Here is an 18,055-nt window from a genome sequence, read left to right as displayed (position 1 = left end):
GCTTGGTCCGCTCGAATTTACCTTTTGCCATGATTCTCTTCTTTCAAAAATAATCGATTGTGATCGCGAATTACTTCGACTTCGCGCTGATGATCGCTTCCGCAACGTTCTTCGGAGCTTCAGCGTAGTGCTTGAACTCCATCGTGTACGTTGCGCGACCTTGCGTCAGCGAACGCAGCGACGTGGAGTAGCCGAACATTTCCGACAACGGCACTTCGGCGCGCACGATCTTGCCGCCGCCAACCATGTCATCCATGCCCTGGATGATGCCGCGGCGACCCGACAGGTCACCCATCACGTTACCCATGAAGTCTTCCGGCGTTTCCACTTCCACGGCCATCATCGGCTCGAGCAGAACCGGATCAGCACGGCGCATTGCTTCCTTGAACGCCATCGAACCGGCCATGCGGAACGCATTTTCGTTCGAGTCGACGTCGTGGTACGAACCGAACGTCAGCGTGACCTTCACGTCGACGACCGGGAAGCCTGCCAGCACGCCGCTCTTCAGCGTTTCCTGGATACCCTTGTCAACCGACGGAATGTATTCGCGCGGAATCACGCCGCCCTTGATCGCGTCGATGAACTCGTAGCCCTTGCCCAGTTCGCTGCGCTCGAGCGTAATGACTGCATGGCCATACTGACCACGGCCGCCCGACTGCTTGACGAACTTGCCTTCGACATCCGCGGCCGACTTGCGAATGGTTTCGCGGTATGCCACCTGCGGCTTGCCGACGGTCGCTTCCACGCCGAATTCACGCTTCATCCGGTCGACGAGAATTTCGAGGTGGAGTTCGCCCATGCCCGAAATGATCGTTTGACCCGATTCTTCGTCGGTCTGCACGCGGAACGACGGATCTTCCTGAGCAAGACGGTTGAGCGCCAGGCCCATCTTTTCCTGGTCAGCCTTCGTCTTCGGCTCGACTGCCTGCGAAATCACCGGCTCCGGGAAAATCATGCGCTCGAGCACGATCGGATGAGCCGGATCGCACAGCGTGTCGCCCGTGGTCGCTTCCTTCAGGCCGACCGCGGCAGCGATGTCGCCCGCGCGAACTTCCTTGATTTCTTCGCGCTGGTTCGCGTGCATCTGCAGAATACGGCCGAGACGTTCCTTCTTGTCCTTGGTCGCATTGAGCAGCGTGTCACCCGAATTGATAACGCCCGAGTAGACGCGGAAGAAGATCAGCTGGCCGACGAACGGGTCGGTCATGATCTTGAACGCGAGTGCCGAGAACTTCTCGTCGTCGGCAGCACGGCGCTCCGTCTTCTCGCCATTTTCGAGTTCGCCCGTAACCGGCGGAATATCGACCGGCGACGGCAGGAAATCGATCACGGCGTCGAGCATACGCTGCACGCCCTTGTTCTTGAACGCGGTACCGCACAGCATCGGCTGAATTTCGCACGCGATCGTACGGTCACGCAGACCCTTTACGATTTCGGCTTCGGACAGCTCGCCCGCTTCCAGGTACTTGTTCATCAGGTCTTCGTTCGACTCTGCAGCCGCCTCGACCATCTTTTCGCGCCATTCGTTGCACGTGTCGGCGAGTTCCGCCGGGATGTCCACGTAGTCGAACTTGGTGCCTTGCGACGCCTCGTCCCAAACGATCGCCTTCATCTTGATCAGGTCGACGACGCCCTTGAAGCCTTCTTCCGCACCGATCGGCACCACGACCGGAACCGGGTTTGCCTTCAGGCGCAGACGGAGCTGGTCATAGACCTTGAAGAAGTTCGCGCCGGTACGGTCCATCTTGTTGACGAACGCGAGACGCGGCACCTTGTACTTGTTCGCCTGGCGCCACACCGTTTCCGACTGCGGCTGCACGCCGCCCACTGCGCAGTACACCATGCACGCGCCGTCGAGCACGCGCATCGAGCGCTCCACTTCGATCGTGAAGTCAACGTGGCCCGGGGTGTCGATGATGTTGATGCGGTGTTCCGGATAGTTGCCGCCCATGCCCTTCCAGAAGGCCGTGGTAGCAGCGGACGTGATCGTGATGCCACGCTCCTGTTCCTGCTCCATCCAGTCCATCGTGGCTGCGCCGTCGTGGACTTCACCGATCTTGTGGTTCACACCGGTGTAAAACAGAATGCGCTCGGTCGTCGTCGTTTTGCCGGCGTCGATGTGAGCGCTAATACCGATATTGCGGTAGCGCTCGATAGGAGTCTTGCGAGCCACTTTGATCCTCTACTGGGATGGCGCGATGCAGCCCTGCTGCATCGCGCTTCAACACAAACGGGCGAGGCGCCTGAAAAGCGCACCCGCCCGGAATTTATTTCCGAAAAAGCCCAGCCAGGCGCTTAGAAACGGAAATGCGAGAACGCGCGGTTGGCTTCTGCCATGCGGTGAACTTCGTCGCGCTTCTTCATCGCGCCGCCACGGCCTTCGGCCGCTTCGGAGAGTTCACCTGCCAGGCGCAGAGCCATCGACTTCTCGCTGCGCTTCTTCGCAGCCTCACGCAGCCAGCGCATCGCCAATGCCATACGACGCGACGGGCGCACTTCGACCGGAACTTGATAGTTGGCACCACCAACGCGACGGCTCTTCACTTCGACCACCGGCTTCACGTTGTTGAGCGCAACCGTGAACACTTCCAGCGGGTCCTTGCCACCCTTGGTCTGGATCTGTTCGAATGCGCCATAAACGATGCGCTCTGCGACCGACTTCTTGCCGGACAGCATCAGCATGTTCATGAACTTGGCTACATCAACGTTGCCGAACTTCGGATCCGGCAACACTTCCCGCTTGGGGACTTCGCGACGACGCGGCATGATTCTTCCTTTACTTGTTCAGTTGGAGCTGGATCCAGCCCCGCGGCCACCAACAAACCCGATCACATCTTCACGACTAACCAGCTTGGCCGGGTGACCACTTACTCGACAGCACCGGCAATCCGGCACTCCCGCCTCGACCGCCCTACGGCGATCCTTGATCAAAAACTGCTTACTTCGCAGCCTTTGCACGCTTCGCGCCGTACTTCGAGCGCGCTTGCTTACGATCCTTGACGCCCTGGGTATCCAGCGAGCCGCGAACCATGTGGTAACGCACACCCGGCAAGTCCTTCACACGGCCGCCGCGGATCAGCACAACCGAGTGTTCCTGCAGGTTGTGGCCTTCACCGCCGATGTACGAAATCACTTCGAAGCCGTTCGTCAGACGAACCTTGGCGACCTTACGGAGTGCCGAGTTCGGCTTCTTCGGCGTCGTCGTGTACACACGGGTGCACACGCCGCGACGCTGGGGGCAGTCCTGCAAGGCCGGGCTCTTGCTCTTAGTCGTTTCCGACTGACGGCCTTTGCGAACCAGTTGGTTGATGGTTGGCATTGTTTATTCCTGAAATTGAACAAAATCCGCGCATCGATTTCGGGCAAAGCGAGAATCGACGCACAGTTGACTTCCGGGCCGGCAAAACGGACGCGAACCTTGGAACGCGACCTGACCCACCGAATACCGGAACCCAGCATAATATTCCGGAAATACCAACCAAGTCAACGGCTTGCGTGATTTACCGGGCAACCGCGTGGTTTACCGGAAGGGTCGGAACACCTGTGTCAGGCCGATTCGACGACGTCGATGATCTCGTCGCCGAAGCGCTCGAGCTTGCGCACGCCCATGCCGGGGATATGGCGCAGGTCGTCGATCGACTCCGGTGCGTTGCGCGCGATTTCCGCGAGCGTCGCGTCGTGGAAGATCACGTAGGCCGGCACGCCGTCCGTCTTCGCGGTTTCCGCACGCCACGCGCGCAGCGCATCCCACCGTGCGCGCTCCCGCGTGCCCATGCCGGCCGTCGGGTCGACACGTGTGCCGCTGCGGCTCGACGACTGGCGCGTACGTTGCGGCTTCACATAACGACGCAGCGTGACCTTTTCCTCGTTCTTCAGCACAGGCTTCGCGGCTTCGGTCAGCACGAGCGCGCCGAAGCCGCCGTGATCGACGGCCAGGTAGCCGTACGCGACCAGCTGCCGGAAAATCGCGCGCCATTCGGGTTCCGACAGCGACGCGCCGATCCCGAACGTCGTGAGCTGGTCGTGGCCGCGCTGCAACACCTTTTCGGTACGCCCGCCGCGCAGGATCTCGATCAGATGGCTGGAGCCGAAATTGAAGCCGCTCGCGCGCTGCGCGCGGAACACGCACGACAGCGCCATCTGCGCCTCGCGCGTTGCGTCCCACGAATCGGGCGGCTCGAGGCACGTGTCGCAGTTGCCGCACGGCCGGCTCTCTTCGCCGAAGTAGTTCAGCAGCCGCACGCGGCGACACGAGATCGTCTCGCACAGCCCGAGCAGCGCGTCGAGCTTCGACGTCTGAACGCGCTTGTGCGCGTCGTCCGCATCGGACTCTTCGATCATCTTGCGTTGCTGGACGACGTCGCCGAGGCCATACGCCATCCACGCATTCGCCGGCATCCCGTCGCGGCCCGCGCGGCCCGTTTCCTGGTAGTAGCCTTCGACGCTCTTCGGCAGGTCCAGGTGCGCGACGAAGCGCACGTCGGGTTTGTCGATGCCCATGCCGAACGCGATCGTCGCGCACATCACGACACCTTCCTCGCGCTGGAACATTTCCTGGTGCTTCTGCCGCACCTCGAACTCCATTCCCGCGTGATACGGCAGCGCGCGCACGCCCTGCGCCTTCAGCCACTCGGCTGTTTCCTCGACCTTCCGGCGCGACAGGCAATAGACGACGCCCGCATCCGTCGTGCCGTCGGTGTTCGTGTGTTCGGCGCGGATGAAGTCGAGCAGTTGCGAACGCGCGTTGTCCTTTTCGACAATCCGGTAGCGGATGTTCGGGCGATCGAAGCTCGATATGAACACGCGCGCCTCGTCGAGCGCGAGACGATGGATGATCTCGTCGCGCGTGATCTCGTCGGCCGTGGCGGTCAGCGCGATGCGCGGCACCGACGGGAACCGCTCGTGCAGCACCGACAGCTGGATGTATTCCGGGCGGAAATCGTGCCCCCATTGCGACACGCAGTGCGCTTCGTCGATCGCGAACAGGCCGATCTTCGCGCGTTCGAGCAACTCGAGGAACCGCCCCGTCATCAGCCGTTCCGGCGCGACGTACAGCAGGTCGATCTCGCCTTCGCGCAGCGCGCGCTCGGTCGCCGCGGCTTCGGCGCCCGACAGCGTCGAATTCAGGTACGCCGCGCGCACGCCGACTTCACGCAGCGCGGCGACCTGATCCTGCATCAGCGCGATCAGCGGCGACACGACGATGCCGGCGCCCTGCCCGGTCTCGCGGCGCAGCAGCGCCGGAATCTGGTAGCACAGCGACTTGCCGCCGCCGGTGGGCATCAGCACGAGACAATCGCCGCCGCTGGCGACGTGTTCGACGATCTCGCCCTGCTGGCCGCGAAATGCGGAATAACCAAAAACTTCGTCGAGAATTTCGAGGGCGCGGGACATGAATGAGAACGAGGACGGCAGAACGATGACCGCAAGTTTAACAACCCGCTCGCACGACGCGTGGCGAATCGTGCAATGTTGGCCAATCGGACAGGGTTCGTTCGCGTGCATGACGGGCCTGCAGCGATGCGACACACCGCTCGCAAGCGGTCGCCGCCGGCGTTGCGCAGGCGCGTCATGCACGTGAACGACGGATAAAAAAAACCGCCCGGCAGAACCGGGCGGTTTCGATGACAGCGAGGCGAGGCGGCTCGCGCCGCCCGCGCTTACTCGGCTGCCGGGTGCTGTTGCGGCTCTTCGGCTGCCGGCGCGCTCGGCGTGCCGAAGTCGAACGCTTCTTCCGCTGCGATCTGGTCGAAACGCTCGCGATCCGACGATTCCTTCGCCTTGCGTGCCTTGTGGAACGCGAGACCCGTACCGGCCGGAATCAGACGGCCGACGATCACGTTTTCCTTCAGGCCACGCAGATCGTCGCGCTTGCCCATGATCGCCGCTTCGGTCAGCACGCGGGTCGTTTCCTGGAACGATGCCGCGGAGATGAACGAGTCGGTCGACAGCGATGCCTTCGTGATACCGAGCAGCACGTTGTCGTACGAAGCCGGACGCTTGTCCTCGGCGATCATGCGATCGTTCTCGTCCAGCATGTCGGAACGCTCGACCTGTTCGCCCGGGATGAAGCGCGTATCGCCGTTGTCGGTGATCTGCACACGACGCAGCATCTGGCGAACGATCACCTCGATGTGCTTGTCGTTGATCTTCACGCCCTGCAGACGATACACGTCCTGCACTTCGTCGACGATGTAGCGCGACAGCGCCTCGATACCCTGCAGACGCAGGATGTCGTGCGGATCGGCCGGACCGTCCACAATCATTTCGCCCTTGTTGACGACCTGAGCATCGTGGACCAGCACCTGCTTTTCCTTCGCGATCAGGAACTCGTGCTGGTTGCCCTCGAGATCCGTGATGACGAGACGCTGCTTGCCCTTCGTGTCCTTACCGAACGACGTCGTGCCGGTGACTTCCGCCAGAATGCCGGCATCCTTCGGCGAACGCGCTTCGAACAGTTCCGCCACCCGCGGCAGACCGCCGGTAATGTCACGCGTCTTCTGCGCTTCGGTCGGGATACGTGCGAGCACTTCACCGACCTGCACCTGCTGGCCATCCTTCACGGTGATCAGCGCGCCGACCTGGAAGCCGATCTGCACTGCGTGCTCCGTGCCCGGAATCTTGACTTCGTCGCCGTTCGCGTCGAGCAGCTTCACCTGCGGACGCACGCTCTTCGAAGCCTGCGAACCGCGACGCTTCACGTCGATCACGACCAGCGTCGACAGGCCGGTCACGTCGTCGATCTGCTTCGCGACCGTCACGCCTTCCTCGACGTTCTCGAACTTCACCGTACCACCGTACTCGGTGATGATCGGACGCGTCAGCGGATCCCACGTGGCGAGCTGCGTGCCGGCCTTGATGGTTGCGCCGTCGAGCTGCAGCAGCGTCGCGCCGTACGGCACTTTGTGACGCTCGCGCTCGCGACCGAAGTCGTCGGTGATCATCGCTTCGCCCGAACGGGAAATGACGATCTGCTCGCCCTTCGCGTTCGTGACGTAGCGCATCGTGGCCGTGAAGCGCACGATACCGTTGCTCTTCGCTTCAACCGACGAAGCCACTGCCGCACGCGATGCCGCACCACCGATGTGGAACGTACGCATCGTCAGCTGCGTGCCCGGTTCGCCGATCGACTGTGCCGCGATCACGCCGACTGCCTCGCCGACGTTGACCGACGAGCCACGGCCCAGGTCGCGACCATAGCAGGCTGCGCACAGACCGTAACGCGTTTCGCAAGTCAGCGGCGTACGCACGCGCACTTCGTCGATGCCGAGGCGTTCGATTTCTTCGACCGCGTCTTCGTCGAGCAACGTGCCCGTTTCGTACAGCGTTTCCTGCGTTTCCGGATTGACGACGTCAGCCACCGTCACGCGACCGAGGATACGGTCACGCAGCGCTTCGACGACTTCACCGCCTTCGACCAACGCCTTCATGGCGACACCGTTGGACGTACCGCAATCGTCCTCGACCACCACCAGATCCTGCGTCACGTCGACCAGACGACGCGTCAGGTAACCCGAGTTTGCCGTCTTCAGTGCCGTATCAGCCAGACCCTTACGTGCACCGTGGGTCGAGATGAAGTACTGCAACACGTTCAGGCCTTCACGGAAGTTCGCCGTAATCGGCGTCTCGATGATCGAGCCGTCCGGCTTCGCCATCAGGCCACGCATACCGGCCAGCTGACGAATCTGAACCGCAGAACCACGAGCACCCGAGTCCGCCATCATGTAGATCGAGTTGAACGACTCCTGACGCGTTTCGTTGCCGTCGCGATCCACAACCGGTTCCGTCGACAGCTGCTCCATCATCGCCTTGCCTACCGCTTCCGACGTTGCCGACCAGATGTCGACCACGTTGTTGTAGCGTTCTTGCGACGTGACGAGACCCGACATGTACTGACGGTCGTATTCCTTCACCTTCTTCGCGGCGTCGCCGACGATCGTTTCCTTCTGCGGCGGCACGAGCATGTCGTCCACGCAGATCGAAATGCCGGCGCGCGTCGCGAGACGGAAACCCGACTGCATCAGCTGGTCGGCGAACACCACCGTCGCGCGCAGACCGCACTTGCGGAACGCCGTGTTGATCAGGCGCGAGATTTCCTTCTTCTTCAGCGGCTTGTTCAGCACCGAGAACGGCAGGCCGTGCGGCAGGATCTCCGACAGGATCGCGCGGCCGACGGTCGTCGCGTACAGCGAGATCTTCGGCACGAATTCCGGCGCGCCTTCCGACGTGTCTTCGTTGCGGACCATTTCGGTGATCCGCACGTTGACGCGCGATGCGAGCTCGACTTCCTTGTTCTCGTACGCGCGGATCGCTTCCGACACGCCCGTGAACGACAGGCCTTCGCCCTTGCCGTTGATCGCTTCGCGGGTCGCGTAGTACAGACCCAGCACGATATCCTGCGACGGCACGATCGACGGATCGCCGTTGGCCGGGAACAGCACGTTGTTCGACGCAAGCATCAGCGTGCGCGCTTCCATCTGCGCTTCGAGCGACAGTGGCACGTGAACGGCCATCTGGTCACCGTCGAAGTCGGCGTTGAACGCCGCGCAGACGAGCGGGTGCAGCTGGATCGCCTTGCCTTCGATCAGCACGGGCTCGAACGCCTGGATACCGAGACGGTGCAGCGTAGGCGCACGGTTCAGCATCACCGGGTGCTCGCGGATCACCTCTTCGAGGATGTCCCACACCACCGGCGTCTGGTTCTCGACTTCCTTCTTCGCAGCCTTGATGGTCGTCGCGACGCCCATCACTTCCAGCTTGTTGAAGATGAACGGCTTGAACAGCTCGAGTGCCATCAGCTTCGGCAGACCGCACTGGTGCAGCTTCAGCGTCGGGCCGACCACGATGACCGAACGGCCCGAGTAGTCGACGCGCTTGCCCAGCAGGTTCTGACGGAAACGACCGCCCTTGCCCTTGATCATGTCGGCGAGCGACTTCAGCGGACGCTTGTTCGCGCCCGTCATCGCCTTGCCGCGACGACCGTTGTCGAGCAGCGAGTCGACAGCTTCCTGCAGCATCCGCTTTTCGTTGCGGACGATGATTTCAGGTGCCTTCAGCTCGAGCAGACGCTTCAACCGGTTGTTACGGTTGATCACGCGGCGATACAGGTCGTTCAGGTCCGACGTCGCGAAACGGCCGCCGTCCAGCGGCACGAGCGGACGCAGTTCCGGCGGCAGCACCGGCAGCACTTCGAGGATCATCCACTCGGGCTTGATGCCCGAGCGCTGGAATGCCTCGAGGACCTTCAGGCGCTTCGCGTACTTCTTGATCTTCGCTTCCGAGCCGGTGTTCTTCAGCTCGGTGCGCAGCGTCTCGACCTGCTCGTCGATGTTGATCGCGCGCAGCAGTTCACGCACGCCTTCCGCGCCCATCTCGGCACGGAATTCGTCGCCGTATTCCTCGACCTTGTTGTAGTAATCCTCTTCGGTCATGATCTGCCGCGCCTTCAGCGGCGTCATGCCCGGTTCGATCACCACGTATGCTTCGAAGTACAGCACGCGTTCGATGTCGCGCAGCGTCATGTCGAGCACCATGCCCAGACGCGACGGCAGCGACTTCAGGAACCAGATGTGCGCGACCGGCGAGGCCAGTTCGATGTGGCCCATGCGTTCGCGACGCACCTTCGCCAGCGTCACTTCGACGCCGCACTTCTCGCAGATCACGCCGCGGTGCTTCAGACGCTTGTACTTGCCGCACAGGCACTCGTAGTCCTTGATCGGCCCGAAGATCTTCGCGCAGAAGAGACCATCGCGTTCCGGCTTGAACGTACGGTAGTTGATGGTCTCCGGCTTCTTCACTTCGCCGAACGACCACGAACGGATCTTGTCAGGCGAAGCCAGACCGATCTTGATCGCGTCGAAAACTTCTTCCTGTTGGACTTGCTTGAATAGATCGAGCAGAGCTTTCATTGCTTTCTCTCCGTAGTCCGATTAATTGCGGTCGAGATCGATGTCGATACCGAGCGAGCGGATTTCCTTCACGAGCACGTTGAAGGATTCCGGCATGCCTGCATCGATGACGTGATCACCCTTGACCAGGTTCTCATAGACCTTGGTCCGGCCGTTCACGTCGTCCGACTTCACCGTCAGCATTTCCTGCAGCACGTAGGACGCGCCGTACGCTTCGAGTGCCCACACTTCCATTTCACCGAAACGCTGGCCACCGAACTGTGCCTTGCCGCCCAGCGGCTGCTGCGTGACGAGCGAGTACGGGCCCGTCGAACGCGCGTGCATCTTGTCGTCGACCAAGTGGTGCAGCTTCAGGTAGTGCATGTAGCCAAGCGTCACGCGACGTTCGAACATTTCACCCGTGCGGCCGTCGTACAGACGGACCTGGTTCTTCGACGGGTTCATGCCGAGCTGTTCCGCGATGTCGTCCGGGAAGGCCAGATCGAGCATCTTGCCCATTTCTTCCTCGGTCGCACCGTCGAACACCGGCGTTGCGAACGGCACGCCTTCGCGCAGGTTCCGCGCGAGTTCGAGGATCTCGTCGTCGGTGAAGCTTTCCAGATCTTCCTGGCGGCCCGACTCGTTGTAGATCTTCGTCAGGAACACGCGCATTTCCTCGATCTTCGCCTGACGCTGCAGCATTTCGCCGATACGCCAGCCGAGACCCTTCGCGGCCCAGCCGAGGTGCACTTCCAGAACCTGACCCACGTTCATCCGCGACGGCACGCCAAGCGGGTTCAGCACGACGTCTGCCGGACGGCCATCGGCCATGTACGGCATGTCTTCGATCGGGACGATCTTCGACACGACACCCTTGTTACCGTGACGGCCTGCCATCTTGTCGCCAGGCTGCAGACGGCGCTTCACCGCGAGGTACACCTTGACCATCTTCAGCACGCCCGGCGGCAGTTCGTCGCCTTGCGTGAGCTTCTTGCGCTTCTCTTCGAACGCGAGGTCGAACTGGTGACGCTTTTCTTCGATCGAGTTCTTGATCGCTTCGAGCTGTGCCGCTGCTTCGTCGTCCGCCAGGCGGATGTCGAACCAGTGGTAGTGGTCGAGGTCCTCCAGGTAAGCCTGGTCGATCTTCGTGCCCTTCGCGAGCTTCTTCGGACCGCCGTTCGCGACCTTGCCCACGAGCATGCGCGCGAGACGCTGGAACGCGTCGCCTTCCACGATGCGCAGCTGGTCGTTCAGGTCGAGACGGTAGCGCTTCAGTTCATCGTCGATGATCTGTTGCGCACGCTTGTCACGCTGGATGCCTTCACGCGTGAACACCTGGACGTCGATCACGGTACCGCTCATGCCCGACGGCACGCGCAGCGACGTGTCCTTCACGTCCGATGCCTTCTCGCCGAAGATCGCGCGCAGCAGCTTCTCTTCCGGCGTCAGCTGGGTCTCGCCCTTCGGCGTGACCTTGCCGACCATCACGTCGCCCGCTTCGACTTCCGCACCGATGTACACGATGCCCGATTCGTCGAGACGGCCGAGCTGGACTTCCGCCAGGTTCGAGATGTCGCGCGTGATTTCTTCCGGCCCGAGCTTCGTGTCGCGTGCAACGACGTTCAGCTCTTCGATGTGGATCGACGTGTAGCGATCGTCGGCCACGACCTTCTCCGAGATCAGGATCGAATCCTCGAAGTTGTAGCCGTTCCACGGCATGAACGCGATCAGCATGTTCTGGCCGAGCGCGAGCTCGCCCAGGTCCGTCGAGGCGCCGTCGGCCAGCACGTCGCCGCGCGAGACCTTGTCGCCCATCTTCACGATCGGACGCTGGTTGATGTTCGTGTTCTGGTTCGAACGCGTGTACTTGATCAGGTTGTAGATGTCGACACCGACTTCACCTGCGACCGCTTCATCGTCGTTCACGCGAATCACGATACGGCCTGCGTCGACATAGTCGACGACGCCACCGCGGAACGCCTGAACCGTCGTGCCCGAGTCGACCGCACAGGTGCGCTCGATGCCCGTACCGACGACCGGCTTTTCCGGACGCAGACACGGCACGGCCTGACGCTGCATGTTCGAGCCCATCAGTGCACGGTTCGCATCGTCGTGCTCGAGGAACGGGATCAGCGAGGCTGCAACCGACACGATCTGCGACGGCGCCACGTCCATGTACTGGATACGGTCCGGCGTGACCATCATCGTTTCGCCGGCTTCACGCGACGACACGAGTTCGTCGATCAGCTGGCCGTTCTCGTCGATCGCGGCGTTCGCCTGCGCGATCATGTAGCGGCCTTCCTCAATCGCCGACAGGTAGTCGATCTGGTCGGTCACCTTGCTGTCCACGACCTTGCGGTACGGCGTCTCGAGGAAGCCGTACTCGTTCAGGTGCGCATACAGTGCGAGCGAGTTGATCAGGCCGATGTTCGGACCTTCCGGCGTTTCGATCGGGCACACGCGGCCATAGTGGGTCGGGTGCACGTCGCGGACTTCAAAGCCTGCGCGCTCGCGCGTCAGACCGCCCGGGCCCAGTGCGGAAACACGGCGCTTGTGCGTGATTTCCGACAGCGGGTTGGTCTGGTCCATGAACTGCGAAAGCTGCGACGAACCGAAGAACTCGCGAATCGCCGACGAAATCGGCTTCGAGTTGATCAGGTCGTGCGGCATCAGGTTTTCGCTTTCGGCCTGGCCGAGGCGTTCCTTGACCGCGCGCTCGACACGCACGAGACCCGCGCGGAACTGGTTTTCCGCCAGTTCGCCGACGCAACGCACACGACGGTTGCCAAGGTGGTCGATGTCGTCCACTTCGCCCTTGCCGTTACGCAGCTCGACGAGGATCTTGATCGTTGCGAGGATGTCGTCGTCCTGCAGCGTCATCGGGCCGGTGATCTCGTCACGGCTGACGCGGCGGTTGAACTTCATACGGCCGACCTTCGACAGGTCGTACGCTTCTTCGCTGTAGAACAGACGATTGAACAGCGCCTCGACCGCTTCTTCGGTCGGCGGCTCGCCCGGACGCATCATGCGGTAGATCGCGATGCGCGCGGCGGTGCGGTCGGTCGTTTCGTCGACACGCAGCGTCGACGAAATGTACGGGCCCTGGTCCAGATCGTTCGTGTAGAGCGTCTGGATGTCCTTGATGCCCGCTTCGCGCAGCTTCTCGAGCACGCTTTCCGTGACTTCGTCGTTCGCGCTCGCGATCACTTCGCCGGTATCGCCGTCGACGACGTTCTTCGCCAGCACGCGGCCGAGCAGATAGTCTTCCGGCACCGAGATGAACTTGGTCTTCGCGGCTTCGAGGTCGCGAATGTGCTTCGCGTTGATCCGCTTGTCCTTCTGGACGATGACCTTGCCGTCGCGATCCGTGATGTCGAAACGCGCGACTTCACCGCGCAGGCGCTCGGGCACGAACTCGAGTTGCGCGCCTTCGTCCATCAGCGTGAAGTTGTCGAAAACGAAGAAGTTCGCGAGGATCTGTTCCGGCGTGAGGCCGATGGCCTTCAGCAGGATCGTGACCGGCATCTTGCGGCGACGGTCGACGCGGAAGTACAGGATGTCCTTCGGATCGAATTCGAAGTCGAGCCACGAGCCGCGGTACGGAATGATCCGTGCCGAGAACAGCAGCTTGCCCGAGCTGTGCGTCTTGCCCTTGTCGTGTTCGAAGAACACGCCCGGCGAACGGTGCAGCTGCGAGACGATGACACGCTCGGTGCCGTTGATGACGAACGAGCCCGTCGGCGTCATGAGCGGAATTTCGCCCATGTACACTTCCTGCTCCTTCACTTCCTTGACGACCGGCTTGTTCGGCGATTCCTTGTCGAGGATGACAAGGCGGACCTTCGCGCGCAGCGCGGAGCAGTACGTCAGGCCACGCTGCTGGCATTCCTTGATGTTGAATGCCGGCGAGGACAGCGCATAGCTCACGAACTCGAGGCGCGCGAAGCCGTTGTGCGAAACAATGGGAAATACCGATGTGAACGCGGCCTGCAAACCTTCAGGCTTGCGTTGCGTCGCCAGCACATCGGCTTGCAGAAACGTGCTGAATGATTCAAGCTGGGTAGCCAGCAAGAACGGAACTTGGTGAACGATGGGGCGCTTCGCGAAACTCTTGCGAATGCGCTTCTTCTCGGTGAAGGAATATTGCATACGATCTCCGAATCACGGCGGGTGCTATCGAGGCGGAATACCTGGACGTTTCAAACCCGAGTGTTCACCGACTGAGACCCGATGGCCGTCCGACGGCTTGAACGAGCCGAGAAGCTTGGTGGTTGGCCGCTACCAACCGCTGGCTGACGGCAGCGGATGCCTGTGTTGCCCGCTACCCGACCAAACTTGCCTTCTGCAGTCGCTTCAGAAGACAAAGAGAAACGCCAATCGTGACCAATGACAACGATTAGACGGTTATCTTTGGCTTCTGGGGCCAATTATTCGGGCTCCCGAATGAGTGCCAGAATAACGTCCCCACAAAGCACAAAAAGGCCGGCGGTGAAAATACCGCCAGCCTTCGCACAGCGCGTCGAAACTTACTTGATTTCGACCTTCGCGCCTGCTTCTTCCAGCTTCTTCTTGGCTTCTTCAGCAGCAGCCTTGTCGACGCCTTCCTTGACGGGCTTCGGTGCACCGTCAACCAGGTCCTTCGCTTCCTTCAGGCCCAGGCCCGTCAGTTCGCGAACGGCCTTGATCACGCTGACCTTGTTGCTACCGGTTTCAGCCAGAACGACCGTGAATTCGGTCTTCTCTTCAACAGCAGCAGCAGCGCCGCCGCCTGCCGGGCCAGCGACTGCCACTGCAGCTGCCGACACGCCAAACTTCTCTTCGAACGCCTTGACCAGTTCGTTCAGTTCCAGAACGGTCATCCCTTCGACTGCTGCCAGGATGTCTTCTTTTGCGATTGCCATTTGAAATACTCCTAAATTGAATTCGGATACAGCCAGCGATCAATGACGCTGATGCACGTTCGATTACGCAGCTTCCGCTTGCTTCTTCTCGGCCAGCGCGGCGAGAGCACGCGCGAAGCCCGAAACAGGCGATTGCATAACGAACAGCAGCTTCGAGAGCAGTTCTTCGCGGCTCGGGATGCTTGCCAGCGCTTGCACGCCAGCCTTGTCCATCACCTTGCCATCGAACGAACCAGCCTTGATGACCAACTTGTCATTGCTCTTGCTGAAGTCGTTGACGACCTTAGCAGCAGCAATTGCATCTTCCGAGATGCCGTAGATCAACGGGCCAGTCATCTGCTCTGCCAGCGGAGCAAACGGCGTACCTTCAACAGCGCGACGCGCCAGCGTGTTCTTCAACACGCGCAGGTAAACCTGTTGCTCACGCGCTTTCGCGCGCAGCTTGGTCAGATCGCCAACCGCAATTCCACGATACTCAGCCAGCACAACGGTCTGGGCCTTCGCGACTTGCGCGGAAACCTCAGCGACGACGGCTTGCTTGTCTTCTCTATTAAGCGGCACGGTTAGCCTCCAGAAACGATACGTTCGGCACGAAACCTCACGTACCTCGTTCAACAACGGCGTCCGACCTCGTTAGGAGTATTTCCACCTCACGCCGCGAATCGCTTCACGGCCTGCGGCTTCACCACTGCAAAACTTTTTCGGGTTCGCCATCTGCGTTGGCTTGAATTAAGGGATCACCTGACTGCTGCGCCCCACCAACGGTCTTTGATAACCGGTTGCCCGCCTTGCTGCACGAACAACCGCCCAAAGCCCATAAAGGCCGCTTCGCGAGCGAAGCGGCCCGAATACTTGCTTACTGTGCTGCCAGCGTAGCCTGGTCGACACGCACGCCGACGCCCATCGTGCTCGACAGTGCGATCTTGCGCAGGTACACGCCCTTGCTCGTTGCCGGCTTCGCCTTCTGCAGCGCTTCGATCAGCGCCGACAGGTTCGAACGCAGCGCGGTCGGCTCGAACGATGCACGGCCGATGGTCGCGTGGATGATACCGGCCTTGTCGACACGGAATTGCACCTGACCAGCTTTTGCGTTCTTGACGGCGGTTGCGACGTCCGGCGTGACCGTACCGACCTTCGGGTTCGGCATCAGGCCGCGCGGGCCGAGGATCTGACCGAGCGTACCGACGATACGCATCGTGTCCGGCGAAGCGATCACGATGTCGAAGTCCATCTGGCCAGCCTTGATCTGCTCTGCCAGGTCTTCCATACCGACGATTTCCGCGCCTGCTGCACGCGCTTGCTCGGCCTTCTCGCCTTGCGCGAACACAGCAACGCGAACCGACTTGCCCGTACCGGCCGGCAGAACGACCGAACCACGAACGACCTGGTCCGACTTCTTCGCATCGATGCCGAGCTGGACTGCGACGTCGATCGACTCGTCGAACTTCGCGCTCGCGCATTCCTTCACGAGGCTCAGTGCGTCTTCGATCGCGTACAGCTTCTGACGATCAACCTTGGCGGCAAATGCCTGACGGCGCTTGGAGATCTTAGCCATTTACACGCCCTCCACAGTGATGCCCATCGAGCGTGCGCTACCAGCGATGGTGCGAACGGCTGCGTCCAGATCAGCTGCCGTAAGGTCCGGCATCTTGGTCTTTGCGATTTCTTCAGCTTGAGCGCGCGTGATCGAACCGACCTTGTCGGTGTGCGGCTTGCTCGAGCCCTTGTCCACCTTCGCCGCCTTCTTGATCAGGACGGTCGCCGGCGGCGTCTTCATCACGAACGTGAAGCTCTTGTCAGCGAATGCCGTGATGACCACCGGCACCGGCAGACCCGGCTCCATGCCTTGAGTCTGCGCGTTGAACGCCTTGCAGAACTCCATGATGTTCAGGCCGCGCTGGCCCAGTGCCGGACCGACCGGCGGCGACGGGTTGGCTTTACCTGCAGGAATCTGCAGCTTGATAAAGCCGACAATTTTCTTTGCCATTTGTAAACCTCGTTGGAACGCCAGACGACGTTCGGTGAGTGATAACGCGCTTTCGCCGCTGGCTACTGACGCTCCTCAACGGCCATAACGCGGACCGTAAGCGCGAAGGTGGGCAGCCAAGGCTGCCCACCGAATCGGGATCAAACTTTTTCGACCTGACCGAACTCGAGTTCGACCGGTGTTGAGCGGCCAAAGATGGTGACCGACACACGCACGCGCGATTTTTCGTAGTTGACTTCCTCGACGGTGCCGTTGAAGTCCGTGAAGGGACCTTCCTTGACACGCACCATCTCGCCAACTTCGAACAGGGTCTTCGGGCGCGGCTTTTCGACGCCTTCCTGCATCTGCGACATGATCTTCTCGACTTCCTTCGGGGAAATCGGGGTCGGGCGGTTACGCGCACCGCCGACGAAACCGGTGACCTTCGCGGTGTTCTTCACCAGGTGCCACGTTTCGTCCGTCATTTCCATTTCCACCAGCACGTAGCCGGGGAAGAAACGACGCTCGGTCACAGCCTTGTGGCCGCCCTTGACTTCGACCACTTCTTCGGTCGGAACCAGGATCTGACCGAATTTGTCCTGCATGCCAGCACGTTCGATGCGCTCCTGAAGCGCGCGTTGCACGCTCTTCTCCATACCGGAGTAGGCGTGCACGACGTACCAACGTTTTCCGCTCGGGGATGCCGGAGTATCGCTCATATCATTTCCAACCCAGAATCGCCGAGAAAATCACCCATTCGATCGATTTGTCACTCAACCAGAGGAAAATCGCCATTACGAGCACGAAACCGAACACGACGAGTGTGGTTTGCGTCGCTTCCTTGCGGGTAGGCCATACGACCTTCCGGACTTCCTTGTACGAATCCTTGGCAAAGGCGATGAGGCTCTTGCCAGGTGCGGACATGAGCCCGACGGCCACGCCGGCGATGATACCTACCGCCAACGCGGCACCGCGGACATACCACTGCTGATTGGCCAGCCAGAAGAAGCCCACGAATCCGGCCAAGACCAACAATACGCCCAGGGCCAGCATCAGCTTATCGCCGGAGGTATTTACAGTTTCGACGGATGGATTCGCCATAACACCTTAAAACAAATGCCACGTAGGACACGTGGCTATTTTTTGGCAGGGGCAGAGGGAATCGAACCCCCAACCTTCGGTTTTGGAGACCGACGCTCTGCCAGTTGAGCTATACCCCTAAACCATGTTGGGGCCGGCTGCTGCCAGCCCCAAAACTGTCGATCAACGAATAACTGGCTTACTCGATGACCTTGGCGACG

The 18,055-nt window shown here is 61.0% G+C and carries 12 protein-coding genes and 1 tRNA gene; all 13 read right to left on the bottom strand.

The genetic code is table 11. The features are described from left to right. Positions 1-70: 70 nt before the first annotated feature. Positions 71-2,173: an elongation factor G gene (gene fusA, locus VL15_RS38185; RefSeq protein WP_048252071.1), complete on the bottom strand. Its 2,103-nt coding sequence runs from the start codon at positions 2,171-2,173 to the stop codon at positions 71-73. Positions 2,174-2,295: 122 nt separating this feature from the next. Further along, a complete protein-coding gene (gene rpsG, locus VL15_RS38180) occupies positions 2,296-2,766 on the bottom strand; it encodes a 30S ribosomal protein S7 (RefSeq protein WP_006477195.1) in 471 nt (156 codons plus the stop codon). Between the two features lie 172 nt (positions 2,767-2,938). Continuing rightward, the gene (gene rpsL, locus VL15_RS38175) at positions 2,939-3,319 is read right to left on the bottom strand and encodes a 30S ribosomal protein S12 (RefSeq protein ID WP_006400662.1); all 381 of its coding nucleotides are present in this window, start codon (positions 3,317-3,319) and stop codon (positions 2,939-2,941) included. Positions 3,320-3,546: 227 nt separating this feature from the next. Further along, positions 3,547-5,394 carry a DNA helicase RecQ gene (gene recQ, locus VL15_RS38170; RefSeq protein ID WP_048252070.1) on the bottom strand — a complete coding sequence of 616 codons (1,848 nt, stop codon included), beginning with the start codon at positions 5,392-5,394 and terminating at the stop codon, positions 3,547-3,549. A 266-nt stretch (positions 5,395-5,660) separates the two neighbouring features. Beyond that, positions 5,661-9,908 (bottom strand): DNA-directed RNA polymerase subunit beta', encoded by a 4,248-nt coding sequence (gene rpoC, locus VL15_RS38165; RefSeq protein ID WP_048252069.1) that lies wholly within the window; start codon positions 9,906-9,908, stop codon positions 5,661-5,663. 21 nt (positions 9,909-9,929) lie between these two features. After that, positions 9,930-14,036: a DNA-directed RNA polymerase subunit beta gene (gene rpoB, locus VL15_RS38160; protein WP_048252068.1), complete on the bottom strand. Its 4,107-nt coding sequence runs from the start codon at positions 14,034-14,036 to the stop codon at positions 9,930-9,932. Positions 14,037-14,413: 377 nt separating this feature from the next. Continuing rightward, positions 14,414-14,788: a 50S ribosomal protein L7/L12 gene (rplL, locus tag VL15_RS38155; protein WP_048252067.1), complete on the bottom strand. Its 375-nt coding sequence runs from the start codon at positions 14,786-14,788 to the stop codon at positions 14,414-14,416. Positions 14,789-14,851: 63 nt separating this feature from the next. Continuing rightward, the gene (gene rplJ, locus VL15_RS38150; protein ID WP_021161756.1) at positions 14,852-15,349 is read right to left on the bottom strand and encodes a 50S ribosomal protein L10; all 498 of its coding nucleotides are present in this window, start codon (positions 15,347-15,349) and stop codon (positions 14,852-14,854) included. 295 nt (positions 15,350-15,644) lie between these two features. Continuing rightward, positions 15,645-16,343: a 50S ribosomal protein L1 gene (rplA, locus tag VL15_RS38145; RefSeq protein ID WP_006482906.1), complete on the bottom strand. Its 699-nt coding sequence runs from the start codon at positions 16,341-16,343 to the stop codon at positions 15,645-15,647. Continuing rightward, on the bottom strand, positions 16,344-16,775 hold the full coding sequence (gene rplK / locus VL15_RS38140) for a 50S ribosomal protein L11 (protein WP_006753591.1): 432 nt from the start codon (positions 16,773-16,775) through the stop codon (positions 16,344-16,346). 140 nt (positions 16,776-16,915) lie between these two features. Continuing rightward, a complete protein-coding gene (nusG, locus tag VL15_RS38135) occupies positions 16,916-17,473 on the bottom strand; it encodes a transcription termination/antitermination protein NusG (RefSeq protein ID WP_006400672.1) in 558 nt (185 codons plus the stop codon). Between the two features lies 1 nt (position 17,474). Next, complete coding sequence (secE, locus tag VL15_RS38130; protein WP_006482892.1) at positions 17,475-17,855, bottom strand: preprotein translocase subunit SecE; 381 nt, start codon at positions 17,853-17,855, stop codon at positions 17,475-17,477. A 43-nt stretch (positions 17,856-17,898) separates the two neighbouring features. Continuing rightward, a tRNA-Trp gene (locus tag VL15_RS38125) sits at positions 17,899-17,974 on the bottom strand. Between the last annotated feature and the right edge of the window lie 81 nt (positions 17,975-18,055).

The sequence above is a fragment of the Burkholderia cepacia genome (assembly GCF_001039005.1).
In the GTDB taxonomy this organism is placed as follows: Bacteria; Pseudomonadota; Gammaproteobacteria; order Burkholderiales; family Burkholderiaceae; genus Burkholderia; species Burkholderia theae.
This window is presented reverse-complemented; position numbering and strand designations above follow the sequence as displayed.